This window comes from Streptomyces niger (genome assembly GCF_000718305.1).
GTDB lineage: Bacteria > Actinomycetota > Actinomycetes > Streptomycetales > Streptomycetaceae > Streptomyces > Streptomyces niger.
This window is the reverse complement of sequence record NZ_JOFQ01000011.1, coordinates 416,887-438,277: the sequence shown is the minus strand read 5'-3', so window position 1 is coordinate 438,277 and position 21,391 is coordinate 416,887. Positions and strand designations below refer to the sequence as shown.

Annotated in this window: 18 protein-coding genes; 13 read left to right on the top strand and 5 right to left on the bottom strand. The window is 73.8% G+C overall.

All coding sequences use genetic code 11. The annotated features are described in order from the left end of the window. The first annotated feature begins 148 nt into the window (after nucleotides 1–148). Nucleotides 149–1,141: an extracellular catalytic domain type 1 short-chain-length polyhydroxyalkanoate depolymerase gene (locus IF20_RS22900; RefSeq protein ID WP_052867117.1), complete on the top strand. Its 993-nt coding sequence runs from the start codon at nucleotides 149–151 to the stop codon at nucleotides 1,139–1,141. A 40-nt stretch (nucleotides 1,142–1,181) separates the two neighbouring features. Here the strand turns inward: IF20_RS22900 and IF20_RS22895 are convergent, their stop codons facing one another. Together IF20_RS22895 and IF20_RS22890 are read right to left on the bottom strand one after the other, a co-directional pair. Then, on the bottom strand, nucleotides 1,182–2,360 hold the full coding sequence (locus tag IF20_RS22895; protein ID WP_052867116.1) for an epoxide hydrolase family protein: 1,179 nt from the start codon (nucleotides 2,358–2,360) through the stop codon (nucleotides 1,182–1,184). A 163-nt stretch (nucleotides 2,361–2,523) separates the two neighbouring features. Continuing rightward, nucleotides 2,524–3,813, bottom strand: a complete 1,290-nt coding sequence (locus tag IF20_RS22890) for an MFS transporter (RefSeq protein ID WP_407702544.1) — start codon at nucleotides 3,811–3,813, stop codon at nucleotides 2,524–2,526. Between the two features lie 131 nt (nucleotides 3,814–3,944). Between IF20_RS22890 and IF20_RS22885 the strand changes: the two genes are divergently transcribed. The 7 genes from IF20_RS22885 to IF20_RS22855 all read left to right on the top strand — a co-directional run bounded on the left by IF20_RS22885 (nucleotide 3,945) and on the right by IF20_RS22855 (nucleotide 12,431). After that, nucleotides 3,945–4,913, top strand: a complete 969-nt coding sequence (locus IF20_RS22885) for a LysR family transcriptional regulator (RefSeq protein WP_052867114.1) — start codon at nucleotides 3,945–3,947, stop codon at nucleotides 4,911–4,913. Nucleotides 4,914–5,060: 147 nt separating this feature from the next. Continuing rightward, nucleotides 5,061–6,422: a nitrate/nitrite transporter gene (locus IF20_RS22880; protein WP_052867113.1), complete on the top strand. Its 1,362-nt coding sequence runs from the start codon at nucleotides 5,061–5,063 to the stop codon at nucleotides 6,420–6,422. A gap of 213 nt (nucleotides 6,423–6,635) precedes the next feature. Next, on the top strand, nucleotides 6,636–7,829 hold the full coding sequence (locus IF20_RS22875; protein ID WP_052867112.1) for a uroporphyrinogen-III synthase: 1,194 nt from the start codon (nucleotides 6,636–6,638) through the stop codon (nucleotides 7,827–7,829). A 114-nt stretch (nucleotides 7,830–7,943) separates the two neighbouring features. Next, a complete protein-coding gene (locus IF20_RS22870; RefSeq protein WP_052867111.1) occupies nucleotides 7,944–8,537 on the top strand; it encodes a CGNR zinc finger domain-containing protein in 594 nt (197 codons plus the stop codon). 80 nt (nucleotides 8,538–8,617) lie between these two features. Continuing rightward, nucleotides 8,618–9,157 carry a sigma-70 family RNA polymerase sigma factor gene (locus IF20_RS22865; protein ID WP_110944436.1) on the top strand — a complete coding sequence of 180 codons (540 nt, stop codon included), beginning with the start codon at nucleotides 8,618–8,620 and terminating at the stop codon, nucleotides 9,155–9,157. Beyond that, entirely contained in the window at nucleotides 9,154–9,915 is a 762-nt protein-coding gene (locus tag IF20_RS22860) for a zf-HC2 domain-containing protein (RefSeq protein WP_052867109.1), read from the top strand. The genes IF20_RS22865 and IF20_RS22860 overlap by 4 nt, the downstream gene beginning before the upstream one ends. Before the next feature lie 89 nt (nucleotides 9,916–10,004). Further along, nucleotides 10,005–12,431, top strand: coding sequence for a HelD family protein (locus tag IF20_RS22855; protein ID WP_110944435.1), 2,427 nt, complete (start codon nucleotides 10,005–10,007; stop codon nucleotides 12,429–12,431). 245 nt (nucleotides 12,432–12,676) lie between these two features. Here IF20_RS22855 and IF20_RS22850 read toward each other — a convergent pair whose 3' ends face one another. Then, on the bottom strand, nucleotides 12,677–12,883 hold the full coding sequence (locus IF20_RS22850; protein ID WP_030250355.1) for a cold-shock protein: 207 nt from the start codon (nucleotides 12,881–12,883) through the stop codon (nucleotides 12,677–12,679). 269 nt (nucleotides 12,884–13,152) lie between these two features. Here IF20_RS22850 and IF20_RS22845 point away from each other — a divergent pair, with 269 nt between their 5' ends. Together IF20_RS22845 and IF20_RS22840 are read left to right on the top strand one after the other, a co-directional pair. Then, nucleotides 13,153–14,586, top strand: a complete 1,434-nt coding sequence (locus IF20_RS22845; RefSeq protein ID WP_052867108.1) for an NAD-dependent malic enzyme — start codon at nucleotides 13,153–13,155, stop codon at nucleotides 14,584–14,586. Between the two features lie 342 nt (nucleotides 14,587–14,928). Beyond that, nucleotides 14,929–15,210 (top strand): HU family DNA-binding protein, encoded by a 282-nt coding sequence (locus IF20_RS22840; RefSeq protein WP_004571953.1) that lies wholly within the window; start codon nucleotides 14,929–14,931, stop codon nucleotides 15,208–15,210. A gap of 233 nt (nucleotides 15,211–15,443) precedes the next feature. On the opposite strand, the gene murA is transcribed toward IF20_RS22840, so the two are convergent. Beyond that, on the bottom strand, nucleotides 15,444–16,781 hold the full coding sequence (murA, locus tag IF20_RS22835) for a UDP-N-acetylglucosamine 1-carboxyvinyltransferase (protein WP_052867107.1): 1,338 nt from the start codon (nucleotides 16,779–16,781) through the stop codon (nucleotides 15,444–15,446). Nucleotides 16,782–17,045: 264 nt separating this feature from the next. Here murA and IF20_RS22830 point away from each other — a divergent pair, with 264 nt between their 5' ends. Together IF20_RS22830 and IF20_RS22825 are read left to right on the top strand one after the other, a co-directional pair. Next, complete coding sequence (locus tag IF20_RS22830) at nucleotides 17,046–17,657, top strand: YqgE/AlgH family protein (protein WP_052867106.1); 612 nt, start codon at nucleotides 17,046–17,048, stop codon at nucleotides 17,655–17,657. Nucleotides 17,658–17,787: 130 nt separating this feature from the next. After that, nucleotides 17,788–18,081 (top strand): DUF3039 domain-containing protein, encoded by a 294-nt coding sequence (locus IF20_RS22825; RefSeq protein ID WP_052867105.1) that lies wholly within the window; start codon nucleotides 17,788–17,790, stop codon nucleotides 18,079–18,081. An 89-nt stretch (nucleotides 18,082–18,170) separates the two neighbouring features. Here IF20_RS22825 and IF20_RS22820 read toward each other — a convergent pair whose 3' ends face one another. Beyond that, complete coding sequence (locus tag IF20_RS22820) at nucleotides 18,171–18,632, bottom strand: SSI family serine proteinase inhibitor (protein WP_052867104.1); 462 nt, start codon at nucleotides 18,630–18,632, stop codon at nucleotides 18,171–18,173. A gap of 783 nt (nucleotides 18,633–19,415) precedes the next feature. Here IF20_RS22820 and IF20_RS22815 point away from each other — a divergent pair. Then, a complete protein-coding gene (locus tag IF20_RS22815) occupies nucleotides 19,416–20,312 on the top strand; it encodes an FAD binding domain-containing protein (RefSeq protein ID WP_052867103.1) in 897 nt (298 codons plus the stop codon). Nucleotides 20,313–21,391 lie beyond the last annotated feature (1,079 nt).

Sequence of the window (21,391 nt, the reverse complement as noted above, 5' to 3'; positions counted from 1 at the left end):
GCCCAGGCCCCCGGACATCCCATGTGAGGCAGAGCCCCGCAGCCGTCAGGCAGCGGGGCTCTTGCCGTGCCGTCCCCATGTCGCGGCGGGCGGATGTGGCGGCCCGCGCCATATCAGGGCGTGCCGTCCGCTCCTACCGTCCTCGGGCATGTACAAGACAATCAAAGGTGCGCTGAGCACCCTCCTGGCGGCCCTGCTGGCCGCCCTCTTCCTGCCCGCGAGCACCGCGCAAGCGGCCACCGGTACCCCGCGTGCCACCGGCACCATCGAGGAAGTCACCGGCTTCGGCAGCAATCCGGGTGCGCTGCGGATGTACCGCTACGTGCCCGCCGGGCTGCCCGCCGGCCGCCCAGTGGTCGTCGCGCTGCACGGCTGCACGCAGAACGCCACCACATACGGCACGCAGAGCGGCTGGACCGAACTGGCCGACCGCTGGGGCTTCTCCGTCGTGCTGCCCGGCCAGACCAGCGCCAACAACCTCAGCAACTGCTTCAACTGGTTCCAGGCCGGGGACATCGAGCGCGGCCGCGGCGAGGCGGCCTCCATCCAGCAGATGACCGCGCGCCAGCTCGCCGACACCGGCGGCTCCCGCGCGTACGTCACCGGGCTGTCGGCCGGCGGCGGCATGACGGCGGTCATGATGGCCGCGTACCCGGAGACGTACGCGGCGGGCGGCGTCGTCGCGGGCCTCCCGTACGGTTGCGCCCAGGCCGCGGGCTCCCCGTACGTGTGCATGTACGTCGGCGCCACCCAGACGCCCGCGCAGTGGGGCGACCGGGTGCGCGCCGCCCGGCCCGGCTACACCGGCCCCTGGCCCCGGCTCACGGTCTTCCAGGGCACGTCCGACACGACCGTGAAGCCGGTGAACATGGCCGACCTCGTCGAGCAGTGGACGAACGTGCACGGCACCGATCAGACCGCGGACACCAAGGACACGGTGGGCGGTTACCCGCACGCGGTGTACCGGGACGCGGCGGGCGGCGTGGCCGCCGAGACGTACACGATCACCGGCATGGGCCACGGACAGCCGCTGGACCCCGGCAGCGGCCCCGCCCAGTGCGGCACGGCCGGCGCCTACATGCTCGACGTGAACCTCTGCGCCGCCTACGAGATGGGCAAGAGCTGGGGCCTGGCCGGCTGAGCCACCGGCCCTACCGCCTCACCGGCCGGTCCTGCCCGCCTCACCGGAAGGCCCGGAAGAACTCCCGCAGGTCGTCCAGGAGCAGGTCCGGCACCTCCAGGCCGGGGAAGTGGCCGCCGCGCGGGTACTCCGTCCAGCGCACCACGGCGTCCGACCGGTCCGCGAGATGGCGCACCGGGCGGGCCAGGTCGGCGGGGAGGACCGCGACGGCGGTCGGGGTGGTGGACGGGACGGCGGTGCCACCCCAGCCGGCCCCGGAGTGCATCGTCTCGTAGTACAGCCGCGCCGAGGACGTGGCCGTGCCGGTGAGCCAGTAGAGCATCACGTTGGTCAGGAGGCGGTCGCGGTCGACCGCCTCCTCGGGCGTGTGCCGGGAGTCCGTCCACACCTTGAACTTCTCGGTGATCCAGGCGAGCTGGCCCACGGGGGAGTCGGTGAGCGCGTACCCGAGGGTCTGCGGACGGGTGGACTGCAGGATGCCGTAGCCCATCTCCTCCTTCTGGACGTGCGCACGCTGCTCCAGAGAGGCGTGCACCTCCGCCAGCTGCCCTTCGAGGAGACCCGCGCGCTCCTCTTCAGTGGGCTCGGCCGTGGCCACCGCGGAGGGCAGCAGCGTCAGATGGACCGCGGCCACCGCCTCCGGGTGCTCCCGCCCCCACTCGCGGGCGATCATCGCGCCCCAGTCGCTGCCGTGCAGCCCGTACCGTGCGTAGCCCAGCCGCCGCATCAGCTCGGCGAAGGCGGCGGCGATGCGCTGGATGCCCCAACCGGGCTTCTTCGGCGGCCCGGAGAAGGCGTATCCGGGCAGGGACGGCACGACGACGTCGTACCCCGCCTCGGTGAGCGGCCCGATCAGGTCGAGGAACTCCACGAAGGAGCCCGGCCAGCCGTGCAGCAGCACGAGGGGAAGGGCGTCCGGGGCGCCGGAGCGCACGTGGAGGAAGTGCACGGTCGTGCCGTCGACGGTGGTGGTGAACTGCGGAAAGCGGTTCAGCTCGGCCTCGTGCCGCCGCCAGTCGTAGGTGTCGCGCCAGTGGGCGGTGAGCTCCTTCAGGTACCCGAGCGGCACGCCCTGGCTCCAGCCGACGCCCGGCAGCTCGTCGGGCCACCGGGTCCGGGCCAGCCGGTCGCGCAGGTCGGCGAGGTCGGCGTCGGGGATCTCGATACGGAACGGGGTGACGGCGGTGGCGAACTCGGTGTGCGGTCGGTCGGAGGTCATGGGCCGACCGTAGAGGCCGGTGCGGACGGCGCGGGACCGCGACGCGGGATCGCGCGTACCGGACCGCCGGGCGGTCCCGCGGCACGCGTTGCGGGGCCGCCGCGTCGGCCCCGCGGCCCCTCGTCACGCGCCCCGGGCCGCCGCGTCGGGCCCGCGGCGCCGGTCACCGTGCCCGGACCGCCCGGAGGCGCCCTGACAGCGTCACGGCCGCCGCCAGGGCCGCAGCGGCGGCCGGTACGGCGTACCCGGCGCCGCCGCTGCCGAGGTGGTCCGTGGCCCAGCCGCCCGCGGCGGAGCCGGCCGCGATGCCGGCCAGCAGCGCGGTGACGGCGAGCGTCAGGCCCTCGTTGACCTGCCCGGCAGGGGTCAGGGCCTGCACCCGGCCCATGCCGGTGACCATGGTCGGCGCGGTCGCCATGCCGGCCACCAGCAGGGCGGCCGCCAGCACCGCGAGGCTGCCGCTCACCGCCCCGAGGAGCGGGAGCAGCATCAGGGCCGCCATGGCCGTCACGCAGCCGGCGAAGCGCACGGCGGGCCGGCCCGCGGGCGGCAGCAGTCCGTACAGCAGGCCCGCGGCGCACGAGCCGGCCGCCTGCAGCGCCAGGATGCCGCCCGCCGCCGCCCGTACGCCGTGTCCGTCGGCGAACCCGATGGTGACGACCTCCAGCGAGCCGAAGACCGCGCCCGTGCACACGAAGGTGAGCAGGAGCGGGGGCAGGCCGCGGCGGCGCAGCGGGGAGCGGACCCGGCCCGTACGGGGCGCGGGCGGCGGCTCCGTACGGCGCTGCAAGGCGAACAGCACCATCCCGGTCAGCAGCAGTACGGCCCCGACGAGCGTGCCCGCCTCCGGGAACAGCGCCGTGCACAGGAAGGCCGCGAGCACCGGCCCCAGCATGAAGCACACCTCGTCCGCCGCCTGCTCGAAGGAGTGGGCGGTGTGCAGGGCACGAGGGTCGTCGCGGAAGAGGTGCGCCCAACGGGCCCGGGACATGCCGCCCGTGTTGGGCGTGGTCGCGGTGCACACGTAGGCGGCGAAGAGCGTCCAGGCGGGCGCGTCGAGCCGGACGCACAGCACGAGGGCCAGCGAGCCGGCGACGGCGAGGAGCGCGGCGAGCGGCGCGACCCTGCCCTGTCCGTAGCGGTCGGCCAGTCGTGCCGTCCAGGGCCCGACGACGGCCGTCGCCGCGAGCCCGGCCGCGGTCACGGCCCCGGCCAGCGCGTACGAGCCCCGCGAGCCGGCGATCATGAGCACCGCGCTGACGCTGAACATGCCCATCGGCAGCCGGGCCAGCAGGTTGGCCGCGGTGAAGGCACGGGCGCCGGGCACCGCGAAGATCCGGGCGTACGGGCGGAGGAACGGCAGGCGCGGACCGGCGCCGGCCGGACGGCGGGGGCGGCGCGGGCGGGCAGGGGCGGTCGGTGCGGTCACGGGCCGGGCGGCGAGGAAGAGGATCACCCGTCCACGATCGGGCCGGCGTCCATGGGGCGTCCAACACCTTCCCGTCGCCCATTCACCGCTCACTGTTGTCAATCTGTTCCCATCAGGTCTGGGGTGCGCAGGCCCGGCTTTGTCACCATGGGTACGTGCCCCACGACATAGAGCCTCGATTGCTGCGCGCCTTCATGGCCGTCGCCGACGAGCTCCACTTCACCCGTGCCGCAGCCCGCCTGTACGTAGCCCAGCAAGCCCTCAGCCGGGACATCCGCCGCTTGGAACGCGACCTCGGCACCGTGCTGTTCCTGCGCACCACCCGGCAGGTGCGGCTCACCCCTGAGGGCGAGCGGCTGCTCCCGTACGCCCAGCGGGTGCTCGCCGCGCACGACGAGCTGTCCGCCGCGTTCGCCGACGGCGCCGAGCGCGCGCGTCCGCTGCTGGTCGACGTGGGCGCGCCGGTGGGGACCGCGTACCGGGTGCTGGAGCGGGCCCGGGGCGCGGCGCCCGACCTGGAGTTCGCCGCGCGCTTCCACAGCGGCCTGACCGGCGCGGCGGAGGGGCTGCTGACGGGCGGCCTGGACGTGTCCTTCGGACGGATCGCGGGGCTGCCGCGCGGGGTGCGGAACCGGCTCTCCCACCACCCGGTGCGGTACGAGCCGATGGCCGTCCTGCTGCCGGCGGAGCACCCCTTGGCGGCGCGCACCGCCGTACCCGTGGCGGCGCTCGCCGGGGAGACGCTGTACACGGGGGCGGGCAACGCGCACACCGCGGAGTGGACAGCGCTGGCCGCGCGGCTCTTCGAAGGGCGCGGCATCGAGGCGGCGGCGCCGTACCCGGAGATCGACGGGCCGGCCGAGTTCCTCCGCGTCGTACGGAAGCGCGGCTGGTCCGTACTGGCCAGCGTGGAGTTCATCGAGGTGCCCGGGATGGTGCTGCGGCCCCTCGTGGACCCCGTACCGCTGTCCCCGGTGTCGGTGGTCTGGCGGCGGGGGCTGCGCCACCCGGGCCTGGACGTGCTGCGGGCCGCGGCGCGCGAACTGGGCACGGAGGGCGGCTGGCTGTCCCGCCCCCGAGACGCCTGGCTGCCGCCGGAGGACGCCCGGCTGATGGCGGGGTGAGTTCCGTGGAGCGCGGCACGGGCGGTACTCACCGCGCCCCGCGGCGCCGGGTGAGCGCGATATTGCGTCGGTGACACCTGGCGGCACCGCCGTGAAACGCGCCGTCCCTAGCGTCGAAGCGGGTGACTACGACAGCCGGGAGGCGCGATGACGGTGGCACGCAAGGGCAAGCGGTGGATCGAGGAATGGGACCCCGAGGACGCGGCGTTCTGGGCGGGCGGTGGCGAGCGGATCGCGCGCCGCAATCTGTGGTTCTCCGTGCTCTCCGAGCACATCGGCTTCTCCGTGTGGAGCCTGTGGTCGGTGATGGTGCTCTTCATGGGACCCGAGTACGGCGTCGACCCGGCCGGTAAGTTCTTCCTCGTGGCGATCCCCACGCTGGTCGGCGGGGTGCTCCGGGTCCCGTACACCTTCGCGGTGGCGCGCTTCGGAGGACGCAACTGGACGGTGATGAGTGCCGCGCTGCTCCTCGTGCCGACCGTCGCGGCGGCCTTCGTGATAACGCCGGGCACCTCGTACACCACCTTCATGGTGGTCGCGGCGCTCACCGGGGTGGGAGGCGGCAACTTCGCCTCCTCCATGACCAACATCAACGCCTTCTTCCCGCTGCACAGGAAGGGGTGGGCGCTGGGCCTGAACGCGGGCGGCGGCAACATCGGCGTGCCCGTCGTCCAGCTGCTGGGCCTGCTGGTCATCGGTACGGCGGGTGCCGCGCACCCGCGCATCGTGCTGGGCGTCTACCTCCCGCTGATCGTGCTCGCCGCCCTGTGCGCGGCGCTGTTCATGGACAACCTGGCGCCCGTCACCAACGACACCGGCGCGGCCAAGGAAGCGGCGCGCGACCCGCAGACCTGGATCATGTCGCTGCTCTACATCGGCACCTTCGGGTCGTTCATCGGCTACAGCTTCGCCTTCGGGCTCGTCCTGCAGAACCAGTTCGCGCGGACCCCGCTGCAGGCGGCCTCGCTGACCTTCATCGGGCCGCTGCTCGGCTCGCTGGTCCGGCCCGTCGGCGGGTGGCTCGCCGACCGCTTCGGGGGCGCGCGGATCACGCTGGGCACCTTCGCCGCGATGGCCGTCGCGACGGGCGTCGTGATCGCCGCCTCGGTGCGGGAGTCGCTGCCGGTCTTCCTCGTCGGCTTCATCGCTCTCTTCGTGCTCAGCGGGCTCGGCAACGGCTCCACGTACAAGATGATCCCGGCGGTCTTCCATGCCAAGGCGGTCTCCCGCGGGCTGGCCGGCGAGGCGGCAGCGGCGTACGGGCGGCGCCTCTCGGGCGCGGCCATGGGGCTGATCGGCGCCGTCGGCGCCCTCGGCGGCCTGGGCATCAACCTCGCCTTCCGGCAGGCCTTCGCCACCGCGGGCTCCGGCACGCCCGCCTTCGTGTCCTTCCTCGCGTGCTACGCGCTGTGCGCCGCGGTGACCTGGGTCGTATACCTCCGGCCCACGGCGCCGGAGCCGGCGGCGCAGACCGATGAGGCGCAGCGCCCGGCGTACGCCGAGGTGTGATCGTCCGTGCCCCCGGTGCGGCCCGGCGGGAACGTCCGGGGCCGCCCGGGCGTAACACTGGAGAAATGCCGGTGAACCCGGGCCGACACGGACTCTTGGCAGCATCAGGGGGCCGATCGGTCCGCCGGACCGCCCGGGACGGACGCTCGGGGACGGCAAGGCCCGGCCGCCGTAGAGCCGGCGCACACCACTGCGGAGCGGGACGAGAGCCACATGCACGACGGACAGCGAAACGAGCGACAGGACGACAACGGCCCCCAGGAGCGCAGCGGCGGGCAGCCGCTGGCCGGGTTCACCGTCGGAGTGACCGCGGCCCGCCGCGCCGCCGAGCTGGGCACGCTCCTGGAGCGCCGCGGCGCCGAGGTCGTGCACGCGCCCGCGCTGCGCATCGTGCCGCTGACCGACGACACCGAGCTGCTGGCCGCCACCAAGCAGCTGATCGACGACGCGCCGGACATCGTGGTGGCCACCACCGCCATCGGCTTCCGTGGCTGGGTGGAGGCCGCCGAGGGCTGGGGCCTGGGCACGGCGCTGCTGGAGCGGCTGGGCGGCGTCCGGCTGCTCGCCCGCGGCCCGAAGGTGCGCGGCGCGATCCGCGCGGCCGGCCTCGACGAGGAGTGGTCGCCGGCCTCGGAGTCCATGGCCGAGGTGCTGGACCGGCTGCTGGCGGAGGGCGTGGCGGGCAGCCGGATCGCGCTCCAGCTGCACGGCGAACCGCTGCCCGGCTTCGTGGAGTCGCTGCGCGAGGCGGGTGCCGAGGTGGTCGGCGTGCCGGTCTACCGCTGGATGCCCCCGGAGGACATCGGCCCGGTCGACCGGCTGCTGGACGCGGTGCTGGCCCGTACGGTCGACGCGGTGACCTTCACCAGCGCTCCGGCGGCCGCTTCGCTGCTGCGCCGCGCCGAGGAGCGGGGCGTGCACGCCGAAGTGCTGGCCGCGCTGCGGCAGGACGTCCTGGCCGCGTGTGTGGGCCCGGTCACCGCGCTGCCCTTGGAGAACCACGGCATCGCGACCGTCCAGCCCGAGCGCTTCCGGCTCGGCCCGCTCGTCCAGCTGCTCTGCCACGAACTGCCGGGCCGCGTCAAGGCGTTGCCGGTCGCCGGGCGGCGGCTGGAGATCCGCGGACACGCGGTGCTCATCGACGGCGAGCTGCGTCCCGTGCCGCCCGCCGGCATGTCGCTGCTGCGCACGCTGGCACGGCGGCCCGGCTGGGTGGTCTCCCGTGGTGACCTGCTGCGCGCCCTGCCCGGTGCGGGCCGCGACGAGCACGCCGTGGAGACGGCGATGGCCCGGTTGCGGGTGGCGTTGGGCGTCCCGAAGCTCATCCAGACGGTGGTCAAGCGCGGTTACCGGCTCTCCCTGGATGCGCATGCGGAGACCAAGTACGGGGCCGACGAGCCGCGTTGACGTACGGGGGCGGTGGGGCCGGCCGGCGCCGCGAGGACGGTACCGAGGGTTCCGGCGAGGCGCCCGGCCGGGCACTCTGGAGGGAGACGTTGTTCCCGAAGGAGTGACAGGCACATGGCGGCCCCTTACGACCTGCGGTTCGACTGCGGGCGGATCTGCCTTGACCTGGTGGCCACGACCGGCGACGCGCCGGCCGAACGGCTCCTCGGCCCAGAGCACTTGAGAGCCTGGCTCGTCGGCGCGGGGGTCGTACCGCGCAGCGCGCCGCTCGACGCCGTCGACGGCAGCTGGGTCGCGCGCTTCCGTGCGCTGCGCGAACTGCTGCGGCGCATCGTCCACGACGAGATCCGCGGCCGGGCCGCCGACCGCGACCTGGCGCTGCTCAACGCCACGGCCGAGGCCCCGCCACCGCCCGAGCGCGCCGTACGGGGCGTGGACGGCGTGCTGGAGCGCCGCTGCGCCCGCGCACCGGACTGCGCCGGGCTGATGGCCGCGGTCGCCCGGGACGCGGTCGGCATGCTGACCGACGCGGTGGCCCGCGGCCAGCTGCGCCAGTGCGAGGGCGAGACGTGCTCGCGGATCTACCTGGACACCTCGCGCGGCCGGCGGCGGCGCTGGTGCTCCAGCGAGGTGTGCGGCAACCGCGAGCGGGTCGCCCGGCACCGCCGTCGCGCCACCTTGGGACCCGCCTCCCGCGTCACCGGCTGAACGCCGCAGTCCCCGCCTCCGTACTCCCCGGGGCAGGCCCGCACACAGGGGCCGTCCGTCCTATCGACCGGGGAGTGGCGTTGCGCGAGGATGCCGTCGTGGCCGACCGGACGACGCCCGACGAAGAACTCATGCGGGCCTTGTACGAGGAGCACGCGGGACCGCTCCTCGCCTTCGTCCTGCGACTGGTGGCCGGCGACCGCCACCGCGCCGAGGACGTGGTCCAGGAGACCCTGCTGCGCGCCTGGCGCAACGCCGACCAGCTGCAGCGCGCGACCGGGTCGGTACGCCCCTGGTTGGTGACCGTGGCCCGCCGCATCGTCATCGACGGGCACCGCAGCCGCCAGGCCCGCCCCCAGGAGGTGGACGCGGCGCCCCTGGAGTCGCTGCCCGCCGCCGACGAGATCGACCGCGCGCTGCGCCTGATGACGATCTCCGAAGCGCTGGCCGACCTGAGCCCGGCGCACCGGGAGGCCCTGATCGAGACGTACTTCAAGGGACGTACGGTCAACGAGGCCGCGGAGGTGCTGCGGGTGCCGCCCGGGACCGTGCGGTCGCGGGTGTTCTACGCGCTGCGCTCCCTGAAGCTCTCCCTGGAAGAACGAGGAGTCACGGCGTGAACCGGCCCCACCCGTCCGCCGAGCCGGCGGACCACACCGACGTCGGCGCCTACGCGCTCGGCGTGCTGGACGCCGCCCACGCCGCCCGCTTCGAGGAACACCTGGCCGGCTGCGACCGCTGCGCCGCCGAGCTGGACGGGCTGCTCGGCCTGGGCCCGCTGCTGGCCGGTCTCGCCGACGACGGCACGGGCACCCCGCCGTCCGAGGCCACGCTCGTCCCGACGCCCTCACGGCGCGTCCTGAGCGGCCTGCTGTCCGAGGTCGCCGCGGTCCGGCGGCGCGGGCGCCGGCGCCGGCTCGCCCTCGTGGCCGCGGCCGTCGCGCTGATCGTCGGCGGGCCGCTCGCCACCCTGGCCGTGACCGGCGATGCCCCGCAGCAACCGACGCGGGCCGTCGGCCCGGCCGAGCAGATGTACGACAGCGGCCGGGACAAGCACACCGCGGTCGACCCGGTCACCAAGGTCGCCGCGGGCGTGGCCATGGCCGACCGCCCCTGGGGGACCTCCGTCGCGCTCCGCCTCGGCAACGTCAAGGGCCCGTTGACCTGCTCGCTCATCGCGATCGGCAAGGACGGCGCGGAGCAGACCGTCACCACCTGGGCGGTGCCGTACGGCGGGTACGGCATCAAGGGCGGCACCACGAAGTGGAGCCGGCAGCCGCTCTACACGAACGGCGGCGCCGCCATGAGCCGTGCCGCCATCGACCGCTTCGAAATCCGCACCCTCACCGGCAGGCGGCTGGCCGCCGTCGACGTCTGACCGGACACCCGCGCTGCCTCGCAGGTGCGCCCGCGACCTGCTTCGCGTACGGTTGACGGCTGCCCTACGCACAGCAGAAGGGGGCCTGGGTGGCCGCGCAGAACGCCACGCACGCGCCGGATGACTCCACGCACGCGCCGGATTCCGTACCCGACAGCGACTCCGTCCGCGACCGCGAGATCGCGGGCGAGCAGACGCACCTGGACCGGGTCTACCGGCGCCTGGAGGAGAAGATCCACGAGGCACAGTTCCTGATGGACGACGCCGCCAAGCGCGGCCAGGTCGGCACGCCCGGCGCGCTCGCCGAGCGCGACGCGCAGGTCTTCCAGGCCGGCGTCCATCTGCACCGCCTCAACTCCGAGTACGAGGACTTCCTCTTCGGCCGCATCGACCTGCTCCTGGGCAAGGACGGCAAGCGGGGCCCGGACGGCGCGTACACCTCCGTCGACCCCGCCGACGGCGCGATCACCGAGGACAACCGTGCGGCGATCGCCGAGACGCTGCACATCGGACGGCTGGGCGTCCTGGACGCCGACTACAGCCCGCTGGTCATCGACTGGCGGGCCCCGGCCGCCGCGCCCTTCTACCGCGCCACGCCGGTCTCCCCGGGCCGCGTCGTGCGCCGCCGCGTCATCCGCTCCAAGGGCCGCAAGGTGCTCGGCGTCGAGGATGACCTGATGCGCCCGGAGGTCACCGCCACCCTGGACGGCGAGGAACTGCCGGCGGTCGGCGACGGCGCGCTGATGGCGGCGCTCGGCCGGGCCCGCAGCCACTCCATGCGCGACATCGTCGCCTCCATCCAGGCCGAGCAGGACATGGTGATCCGGGCGCCCGCCGCCTCCGTCACCGAGGTCGAGGGCGGCCCCGGCACGGGCAAGACCGCGGTCGCCCTGCACCGCGCCGCCTACCTGCTCTACCAGGACCGGCGCCGCTACGCGGGCGGCATCCTCATCGTCTCGCCCACCCCGCTGCTGGTCGCCTACACCGAGGGCGTGCTGCCCTCGCTCGGCGAGGAGGGCCAGGTCGCCATCCGTGCGCTCGGCTCGCTGGTGGAGGGCGCGGAGGCCACCGCGTACGACCCGCCCGAGGTGGCCCGTATCAAGGGCTCCTCGCGGATGGTGAAGGTGCTGCGCAAGGCGGCCCGGGGCGCCCTGGAGCTCGCCGCCGACACCACCCCGGCGGCCGGGCCGGAAGGCCAGCTGGCCTTCGGCGACCCGGACGAGGACGAGGCGGCCCCGGCCGTACGCACCGACCGCCTCCGCGTGGTCGCCTTCGGGTCCCGCCTCGAACTGGACGCCGCCGAACTGCGCCGCATCCGTACGGCCGTGCTCGGCGGCACCGCGCCGGTCAACCTGCTCCGCCCGCGCGCCCGCCGGCTCATCCTGGACGCGCTGTGGGCGAAGACCGGCGGGGACCGCCGCTACAGCGACCCGGAGCTGGCCGCCGAGGCGCGCTCCGGATTCGACGAGGACATCACCACCGAGCAGGACTTCGCCGACTTCCTGGACGCCTGGTGGCCGGAGCTGACGCCGCGCCGGGTACTGGCCGCCATGGCCGACGAGAAGCTGCTGGGCCGCTGGTCGCGCCGGGTGCTCCAGCACCGCGAGGTACGCAAGCTGGCCCGCTCGCTGGGCGGCCGCCTGGACGCACAGGGCCAGGGCCCGCTCTCCGTCCACGACGTGGCGCTCCTGGACGAACTGCAACTGATCCTGGGCGCCCCGGCTCGCCCCGCCCGGCCGCGCGAGGCCGACCCGCTGGACCAGCTCACCGGCCTGGAGGAGCTGACCACGTTTGCGGATCGCAACTCCTCCGGGCGCAGCCGCCGGGAGCGGCTCGCGGAGGAGCGCACGGACTACGCGCACGTCATCGTCGACGAGGCGCAGGACCTCACGCCCATGCAGTGGCGAATGGTCGGCCGCCGCGGCCGGCACGCCACGTGGACCGTGGTGGGCGACCCGGCGCAGTCCTCGTGGTCGGACCCGGACGAGGCCGGCGAGGCGCGCGACGAGGCGCTGGGCACCCGCCCGCGCCGCCGCTTCACCCTCACCGTGAACTATCGCAACCCCGCGGAGGTCGCCGAACTGGCGGCGCGTGTCCTGGCGCTGGCCATGCCCGGCATGGTCGCGCCGGAGGCGGTGCGCTCCACGGGCCTGCGGCCGCGGTTCGCCGTCGCCGGGGGCCGGCCGGGCGACGCCGTACGGGAGGAGGCGCGCCGGCTGCTGGACGAGGTGGACGGCACGGTCGGCGTGGTCGTGGCCATGGAGCGCCGCGAGGAGGCCCGCGGCTGGCTCGCCGGCCTGGGCGACCGCGTGGTGGCGCTGGGCTCGTTGGAGGCCAAGGGGCTGGAGTACGACGCGACGCTGGTGGTCTCGCCCGCCGAGATCGCGGACGAGTCGCCGGCCGGATTGCGGGTGCTGTACGTGGCGCTGACCCGGGCGACGCAGCGCCTGACGGTGGTCTCCGGGGCCCGTGACGAGCCGGACGCGGACGGGGTGCCGGACCTGCTGCGCGACTGAGGAACCGGGGCCGTGCTGCCGCGCCCCGCGCTACGGGATCCGCTTGCGGAGATCGGTGGTTCGGGGGAATTGCCCGAGACGGCCGCAGTGTTAGCCTGTAGGTGGCACCGGCCCGATCCAAGCCCCCGGGCCCAACCATAGTCGCTTCGAGCGACCACTTGCCGCGAGGCGAGCATGGCGGGTCGGTGCCACCTCAACTTCTCCAACGCCACGGACAGGTCCGTGTCACCGGCAGGGCCGAAAGGTCAGCCGATGACACGGACCTGTTCCGCTTGCGGGCCCTTGCGGCCCTGGGCGATCTCGAATTCCACCCGCTGGGTGTCCTCCAGATTCCGGAAGCCGTCGCCGCTGATCGAGCTGTAGTGGACGAAGACGTCGGGTCCGCCGTCCTCCTGTGCGATGAATCCGTAACCCTTCTCGGAGTTGAACCACTTCACGGTGCCCTGAGCCATATCGCCCGTCCTTGCGTGTTTTTGGGGTGCTGCGGGCCAGATCCTAAGTGCGGTACGGCAGAATTCCTCCCCATTAAGGCCGTTTTTCGCGCGAAGGAGTGGGGGGTTCCGCCGAGCTGACTAGCTCTCGTATGGTGGAAGAGTCTTTCCGAAACTTGTGGCTGGTTACCGTGTACTGGCTGGTAGGTGGGACGATCGGACGATGCGCAGGACATCCGAGCTCCTGGGGCAGCGCATAGGGAAATAAGCGAAAGCAGAGGAAGTCGGCCATGGCAACGGCGCCTAGCGTCTCGTATTCGATGACGGTGCGACTGGAAGTTCCCGCGAGCGGCACCGCCGTCAGCCAGCTCACCACGGCCGTGGAGTCCTCCGGCGGGTCGGTCACCGGCCTGGACGTGACCGCTTCCGGCCACGAGAAACTCCGGATCGACGTCACCATCGCCGCGACGTCCACCGCGCACGCGGACGAGATCGTCCAGAAGCTGCGCGAGATCGAGGGCGTGTCGCTGGGCAAGGTCTCCGACCGTACGTTCCTGATGCACCTCGGCGGCAAGATCGAGATGTCGTCGAAGCACCCCATCCGCAACCGTGACGACCTGTCGATGGTCTACACGCCCGGCGTCGCCCGCGTCTGCCAGGCCATCGCCGACAACCCCGAGGACGCCCGCCGCCTGACCATCAAGCGCAACAGCGTCGCGGTGGTCACCGACGGCTCCGCCGTGCTCGGCCTGGGCAACATCGGCCCCAAGGCCGCGCTGCCCGTCATGGAGGGCAAGGCGGCCCTCTTCAAGCGCTTCGCCGGCATCGACGCCTGGCCGATCTGCCTGGACACCCAGGACTCCGACGCCATCGTGGAGATCGTCAAGGCCATCGCCCCCGGCTTCGCGGGCATCAACCTGGAGGACATCTCCGCGCCCCGCTGCTTCGAGATCGAGGCGCGGCTGCGCGAGGCCCTGGACATCCCGGTCTTCCACGACGACCAGCACGGCACCGCGATCGTCGTGCTCGCGGCCCTGACCAACGCGCTGCGCGTGGTCGGCAAGCGCATCGAGGACGTCCGCGTCGTCATGTCCGGCGCGGGCGCCGCCGGTACGGCCATCCTCAAGCTGCTGCTGGCCGCCGGCGTCAAGCACGCGGTCGTCGCCGACATCCACGGCGTGGTGCACGCGGGCCGCGAGGACCTGGTCTCCGCCGACCCCGACTCGGCGCTGCGCTGGATCGCGGACAACACCAACCCCGAGGGCGTCACCGGCACCCTCAAGCAGGCCGTGGTCGGCGCCGACGTGTTCATCGGCGTCTCGGCGCCCAACGTCCTGGACGGCGCGGACGTGGCGCGGATGGCCGAGGGCGCGATCGTGTTCGCACTCGCCAACCCCGACCCGGAGGTCGACCCGGGCGAGGCCCGGCAGACCGCCGCCGTCGTGGCCACCGGCCGCTCGGACTTCCCGAACCAGATCAACAACGTGCTGGTCTTCCCGGGCGTCTTCCGCGGTCTGCTGGACGCGCAGTCGCGTACGGTCAACGAGGACATGATGCTGGCCGCGGCCCGCGCGCTCGCCGACGTCGTGCTGGAGGACGAGCTCAACGCGAACTACATCATCCCCAGCGTCTTCAACGACAAGGTCGCCGGGGCCGTCGCCGGCGCCGTCCGGGACGCCGCACAGGCCGCCGGGGCCGCTGTGACGGCCGGCACGACCGCCTGACACGGCGCGTCGCACGACACGCGGCCCTCAGGCCCCCCATAGGGTGGCGGACAGCGCATGACTGGCCGCTGCCCCATGGGCGGGGCCCCGGGGCATGGTGCGGAGCGTCACCGGTGCGTCACCCTCCCGGGGCGATGGCGCTCTTCGTGTGACCCTCCAGGGCGCCGGATTGGCTTTACCGCCGCAGGTGGGGGCAGGATGCGTTACCGGGCGCGCGGGTCTGAACGGCAGACCCGGGTCCGGGGACTGTCCGAGGGCCCTGGCAGCATCGGCTTCGCTGTGCTTGATATGCGGCTCCGCCGCGTGGCACGCCCATTGGCAAGAAGAACACGGGAGTAATACATGAACCGCAGTGAGCTGGTGGCCGCTCTGGCCGACCGTGCCGAGGTGACCCGCAAGGACGCCGACGCCGTTCTGGCCGCGCTCGCCGAGACCGTCGGTGAGGTCGTCGCGAAGGGCGACGAGAAGGTCACCATCCCCGGCTTCCTCACCTTCGAGCGCACCCACCGTGCCGCTCGCACCGCGCGCAACCCGCAGACCGGCGACCCGATCCAGATCCCGGCCGGCTACAGCGTGAAGGTCTCCGCGGGCTCCAAGCTCAAGGAAGCCGCCAAGGGCAAGTGATCCGGCACCGTGCCTCCGGGACGACGGGGCACGGACGGGACATCACAGGAGAGGCAGCCATCCCGAGCCGGATGGCTGCCTTTCGCATGCCCGGCCGTACCCGGCGTACGCCGCCGTGAGCCGGCCTGGACGGGCACGAGAACGCCGAAGGGCGGCCACCGGGTCTTGGTGGCCGCCCTCCAGCGGTACGGGCCTCAGGCCCCGCCCACACGGACGTGGGCCCCGATCCGCGCCTAACCCTGCTTGGGTCCGTTCGGGAGCTCGACGTTGGCGCCGAGGCTCACCAGCTTGTCCATGAAGTTCTCGTAGCCGCGGTTGATCAGGTCGATGCCGTGGACGCGGGACGTGCCCTGCGCCGCCAGCGCCGCGATCAGGTACGAGAAGCCGCCGCGCAGGTCGGGGATGACCAGGTCGGCGCCCTGGAGCTTGGTCGGGCCGCTGACGACCGCGGAGTGCAGGAAGTTGCGCTGGCCGAAGCGGCAGGCCGAGCCGCCCAGGCACTCGCGGTAGAGCTGGATGTGCGCGCCCATCTGGTTCAGCGCGGAGGTGAAGCCGAGCCGGGACTCGTACACCGTCTCGTGGACGATCGACAGGCCCGAGGCCTGCGTCAGCGCGACCACGAGGGGCTGCTGCCAGTCGGTCTGGAAGCCGGGGTGCACGTCGGTCTCCAGGGCGATGGCGTTCAGCGAGCCGCCCGGGTGCCAGAAGCGGATGCCCTCGTCGTCGACCTCGAAGGCGCCGCCGACCTTCCGGTAGGTGTTCAGGAAGGTCATCATTTCGCGCTGCGAGGCGCCGCGCACGTAGACCTGGCCTTCGGTGGCCAGCGCCGCGGACGCCCAGGAGGCGGCCTCCAGGCGGTCCGGCAGCGCCCGGTGGTTGTACCCGCCGAGCTTGTCGACGCCGGTGATCCGGATCGTGCGGTCCGTGTCCATCGAAATGATCGCGCCCATTTTCTGCAGGACGCAGATCAGGTCCTCGATCTCCGGCTCCACCGCGGCGTTCGACAGCTCGGTGACGCCCTCCGCCAGGACGGCGGTCAGCAGCACCTGCTCGGTCGAGCCGACGGACGGGTACGGCAGCCGGATCTTCGTACCGCGCAGCCGCTGCGGCGCCTCCAGGTACTGGCCGTCCGCGCGCTTCTCGATGACCGCACCGAACTGGCGCAGCACGTCGAAGTGGAAGTCGACCGGCCGGCCGCCGATGTCGCAGCCGCCCAGGCCCGGGATGAAGGCGTGGCCGAGGCGGTGCAGCAGCGGGCCGCAGAAGAGGATCGGGATCCGGGAGGACCCGGCGTGCGCGTCGATGTCGGCGACGTTGGCGCTCTCCACGTGCGACGGGTCGAGGATCAGCTCCCCGGACTCGTCGCCCGGTCGTACGGTCACGCCGTGCAGCTGCAGCAGGCCGCGCACGACGCGCACGTCACGGATGTCGGGCACGTTGCGCAGCCGGCTCGGCTCACTGCCGAGCAGCGCGGCGACCATGGCCTTGGGCACGAGGTTCTTCGCGCCGCGGACCTTGATCTCGCCCTCCAGCGGGGTGCCGCCGTGGACAAGCAAAACGTCGTCGGTCATGGATCTCGCGTTCCTGGAGACGGACAGGGGGCAAGCTGAAATGGTAAGGGCGGTGCGGGGGTAGTCCGTAGGGCCGAGCGGCCCCAGTTCATGTAATAGCTCTGTCACAACACGTACGGTTTATCTGCCGGAACGGACCGTGATGTGCGAGTGGGCCCGGATGCGCCGGGTCGGTCGCCGTACGTCCCGTCCGCTCCGGAGTGCGGGCATACGGGTGCGCCCAATGGCTCCCCGCACCGGCCCGAAGTGCGGGATCATGTCGCCATGACCGAGGTGTCCTCGCTCACCGGCCGACTGCTCGTCGCGACCCCGGCGCTCGCCGACCCGAACTTCGACCGGGCCGTCGTGCTGCTCCTCGACCACGACGAGGAGGGCTCGCTCGGCGTCGTGCTGAACCGTCCCACCCCCGTCGGCGTGGCCGACATCCTCCAGCCCTGGGCCGAGCTGGCCGGCGAACCGGGCGTGGTCTTCCAGGGCGGCCCGGTCTCGCTGGACTCCGCGCTCGGCGTCGCGGTGGTCCCGGGCGAGGCGGGCGAGCACGCCGAGGGTCCCACGGGCGACGGCGCCGACACCGGCGGTGACGGCCCCCTCGGCTGGCGCCGCGTCCACGGCGCGATCGGCCTGGTCGACCTGGAGGCCCCGCCCGAACTGCTCTCCGCCGAGCTCGGCTCCCTGCGCATCTTCGCCGGCTACGCGGGCTGGGGCCCGGGCCAGCTGGAGGAGGAGCTGGCGGAGGGCGCCTGGTACGTCGTCGAGTCCGAGCCGGGCGACGTCTCCTCGCCCGCCCCCGAACAGCTCTGGCGCGCCGTGCTCCGCCGTCAGCGCAACGAGCTGGCGATGGTGGCGACGTATCCGGACGACCCCTCGCTGAACTAGCCGGACCGCCGCCGGGTCACCGCCGGACCGGCCCGCCGCCCGACCGGCGAGCGGGCGGGCCGCCGGGTCGTTCAACTTCGTACGGGCCGCGGCGCCCGGTACGGCGTGCGCGTGAGTACCCTTGGCAGTTATGAGCACTCTTGAGCCCGAGCGCGGGGCAGGTACGGGCACCCTCGTGGAGCCGACACCGCAGGTGTCGAACGGCGACGGTGACCACGAGCGCTTCGCCCACTACGTCCAGAAGGACAAGATCATGGCGAGCGCCATGGACGGCACGCCCGTCGTCGCGCTCTGCGGCAAGGTCTGGGTCCCGGGCCGTGACCCGAAGAAGTACCCGGTCTGCCCCATGTGCAAGGAGATCTACGAGTCCATGGGCGCCGGTGGCGACAAGGACAAGGGCGGCAAGGACGGCGGCAAGAAGTAAGCCCCGGCCCGCCCTCCCCGTACGGTGACGCCCGGCCCGCTCCCCCCGAGGAGAGCGGGCCGGGCGTCGTGCTGTCCGCCGGTGCCGGCTCAGTCGCCGGCGCGCCGGGAGAGGTCGAAGACCCCGGCGCTGTCCGCCCCGGCGACGCACAGGTTGGGGTAGCCGCGGACGACGAACGTGGCGTTGCCCTGCCAGATGCTCTTCGCGGCGACCGTCACGGGCCGGTGGATCTTCGGGCAGGGCCGGGGCAGCGCCCGGAGTCGCTCGAAGTCGCCGTTCACCCCGGCCAGCGCGCGGCAGGCCGATTCCGGACGGGGGTGGGTGCCACCGGTGGGGAAGCAGTGCAGGGTCGCCCGGCCGATCACTTCGCCTCCCGTGCCCTCGCCCGCGTGGATGACGATGCTCGCCTCGTGGGGCCCCGCCTGCGACGGCGCGGCGGCGGCCGGGACCGTGGCGGCCGTGGCCGCCGTGAGGGGCAGCAGACCGAGGGCGGCGACGGCGAGCAGGGCGGCGCGGCGGCGTCTCTTGCGCACCGGCGGGTTCTGTCGCATGAGCGGTTTCCTTACGTCGGATGAAAGTTGGGTGAGACGGACATCTCGCCTCATGGATAGCCCTGCCGCGCCGCGGGGCGGCTGATTGTGGGCCGCCGGTGGCGTGTCGGGCGGCTGCCGCCGTGCGCCACCCGCCGCCGGACAATCCGCCGCGCGCCGCCGGGAGTTGCGGCCGTCCGGAAGGGCGGCGGTTTTCCCGGGCGTTCTCCGGGGTGTCACCAGGGCTTCCCGCCGGGTTTTCCGGGCGGCGCCCGCGCCGCGGTCAAGTGCCCGCCCGGGCAGGCGGATGACGGCCTGTCACGACCGCGACAGGCGCGCGGGGCGGCGCCGGCGCCCGCTCGGACGTCCGATCGACGGATCGCCCCCAAACGTGTGAGCCACCCCGAAAGGCGGACGCGGTACGGCCGGGCCCCTGGCACCGTGTATCCACGCTGCGGGAGCGGGCGGCCCGGTCCGGTGTGCCGGCCGGTACGCCGAACATCCGCACGGAACGCCCGTACGGGAAGGTGTACGACGTCAAGTGGCGTCAAGGGCGCGGTGCGTGCGGTACGTGCCGTAACGCACGGTGCTTGAGAAAGGTGGCAATACGCTCTCTTCGGAGGTCCAGGACGGGACGGGGCGAACCAGGAACTTCGCGTCGGTCGGTGACGGATCCTGCCTTCATGGACCCTCGCGTCGCGGGCCTGCGAAGATGTGCCAGAGTTGCCACGTCCGGGCCGTGAGCACGTACCGTACGGCGAGGCGGAACAGCACAGCCGGGACACCGGGGAAGGGGCAGCTGGGTTGACCACGCACGCACCGCAGGCGTCGCATTCCGTGACGCTGCCGGCCTCGCTCGACGAGGCCGTGGCGGCGCTGGCCGCCATGCCCGCCGCCGTGCCTGTGGCCGGTGGCACCGATCTGATGGCCGCCGTCAACTCCGGGCTGCTGCGCCCGGCGGCGCTGGTCGGCCTGAACCGGATCAGCGAGATCCGCGGCTGGCAGTACCAGGACGGCCACGCGCTGCTCGGCGCCGGCCTCACCCTCGCCCGCATGGGGCGCCCCGACTTCGCCGCGCTGATCCCCGGCCTGGCCGCGGCCGCCCGCGCCGCGGGACCGCCGCAGATCCGCAACGCCGGGACGCTCGGCGGCAACATCGTCACGGCCGCGCCGACCGGCGACACCTTGCCGGTCCTCGCCGCCCTCGAAGCCACCGTGATCATCGCGGGCCCGGGCGGCGCCCGCCGCGAGGTCCCGGTCAGCCACCTGCTCGCCGGCATGGAGATGCTGCGCCCGGGCGAGATCGTCGGTTTCGTGCGCGTACCGCTGCTGCACGCGCCGCAGACCTTCCTGAAGGCCACCGGGCGGACCGGGCCGGGGCGCGCGGCCGCATCCGTCGCGCTGGTCCTCGATCCCGCACGCCGGGGCGTGCGATGCGCGGTCGGGGCGGTCGCGATGATGCCGCTGCGCCCGCTGGAGGCCGAGCAGTGGGTGGCCTCCCTCATCGACTGGGACAACGACCGCGGCCTGGCCCCCGAAGCGCTGACCGCCTTCGGTGACTACGTGGCCGCCGCATGCATCCCGGACCCCGCGCCGCCGGAGGACGGTACCGAGGCGGCCACCCTGCCACCCGCCGCCCTGCACCTGCGCCGTACGGTGGCAGCACTGGCGCGCCGAGCACTTGGGAGGGCGCTCTCGTGAGTGAGCGCAGCGAGCGAACCGACTACGGGCAGCGAACCGACGTGAACCGGCAGCGATCCGACCAGAGGCGCGCGCATGGCGCATGCGTGCCCGCCGAGCGAGCCGAGCGAAGCGAGGCCGGCGCATGAGTGACGGGGACACCCCGCGGCAGCCCCAGCACGGACACGGCTGGGAGCCGCTGCCGCAGGGCGAGTACGACCAGGAGGCCACGGCCTTCGTCCAGCTGCCCGACGACCTGGAGGCGTACGGGCTGAACGGGGCGTACGGCGCGGGCGCGCACGGTGCGGGCGGCTACGCCCCCGGTGCGTACGGCGCGGCCATCTACGGGACGCAGGGCGCGGCGGGCCCTCAGGGCACGGGCGCCGGCGAGGCACACGGCGGGTACGGCGTACCGGGCGCGGGCCACGAGGGCGAGGCGAACGCCGCGCCTGGTTACGGCTACGGCGCCGACCCGCTCGCGGCCCCCGGACACGGCTACATCCCCCCGGACCACTTCCCGGGCGCGGCGGCGGGTGGCGACGCCACCACGGGCACCGCGGACGCGGCGCACGACGGTGCGGCGGCCTCGCCGTACGCGTCCCCGGCGGGCGGCGCGAGCACGGACCCCGCGGCGACCGGCCAGTGGACCATGCCCTTCGTGGACCCGGCGGCGGACGCCCCGGCAGCCCTGTCGTACGGCGGCGGAGCCCATGGCGGCGTGTCCGGCGACGGCGAGCACGGCGCCTCCGAGCGTGGCGACGGCGGCCAGGACGCCGATGGGCCGGACACGGTGGAGTGGCCGGTCGCGGGCGCGGCCGGCGTGCCGGGGCAGCCCGGCGCGGGCGGTGCTCCTGACGGCGGCGCGGGCCACGGCGCGGACGGGACGTTCGGCGCGGGCGCCGGCCAGTGGGCGGTCCCCGCGGCCGGCGACGAGGCGCTGGAGGAGTCCGGCGAGTACCTGGTCGGCGACGACCGCCGGGGCCCGCACGGCGGCTACCCGGTCCAGGACACCGACCCGGCCCACCGGACCATGCCCGGCACCCCGCAGCCCACCGGACACTGGGACTTCTCGGGCATCGGCGTCCCGACGGACGAGACGG

What these genes read in the sequence shown, in the direction of transcription:
- IF20_RS22830 (WP_052867106.1), top strand. Translation starts at nt 17,046, where the DNA reads ATGACCGAGGTGTCCTCGCTCACCGGCCGACTGCTCGTCGCGACCCCG.
- IF20_RS22900 (WP_052867117.1), top strand. Translation starts at nt 149, where the DNA reads ATGTACAAGACAATCAAAGGTGCGCTGAGCACCCTCCTGGCGGCCCTG.
- murA (WP_052867107.1), bottom strand. Translation starts at nt 16,781, where the DNA reads ATGACCGACGACGTTTTGCTTGTCCACGGCGGCACCCCGCTGGAGGGC.
- IF20_RS22850 (WP_030250355.1), bottom strand. Translation starts at nt 12,883, where the DNA reads ATGGCTCAGGGCACCGTGAAGTGGTTCAACTCCGAGAAGGGTTACGGA.
- IF20_RS22820 (WP_052867104.1), bottom strand. Translation starts at nt 18,632, where the DNA reads ATGCGACAGAACCCGCCGGTGCGCAAGAGACGCCGCCGCGCCGCCCTG.
- IF20_RS22880 (WP_052867113.1), top strand. Translation starts at nt 5,061, where the DNA reads ATGACGGTGGCACGCAAGGGCAAGCGGTGGATCGAGGAATGGGACCCC.
- IF20_RS22875 (WP_052867112.1), top strand. Translation starts at nt 6,636, where the DNA reads ATGCACGACGGACAGCGAAACGAGCGACAGGACGACAACGGCCCCCAG.
- IF20_RS22895 (WP_052867116.1), bottom strand. Translation starts at nt 2,360, where the DNA reads ATGACCTCCGACCGACCGCACACCGAGTTCGCCACCGCCGTCACCCCG.
- IF20_RS22825 (WP_052867105.1), top strand. Translation starts at nt 17,788, where the DNA reads ATGAGCACTCTTGAGCCCGAGCGCGGGGCAGGTACGGGCACCCTCGTG.
- IF20_RS22840 (WP_004571953.1), top strand. Translation starts at nt 14,929, where the DNA reads ATGAACCGCAGTGAGCTGGTGGCCGCTCTGGCCGACCGTGCCGAGGTG.
- IF20_RS22845 (WP_052867108.1), top strand. Translation starts at nt 13,153, where the DNA reads ATGGCAACGGCGCCTAGCGTCTCGTATTCGATGACGGTGCGACTGGAA.
- IF20_RS22870 (WP_052867111.1), top strand. Translation starts at nt 7,944, where the DNA reads ATGGCGGCCCCTTACGACCTGCGGTTCGACTGCGGGCGGATCTGCCTT.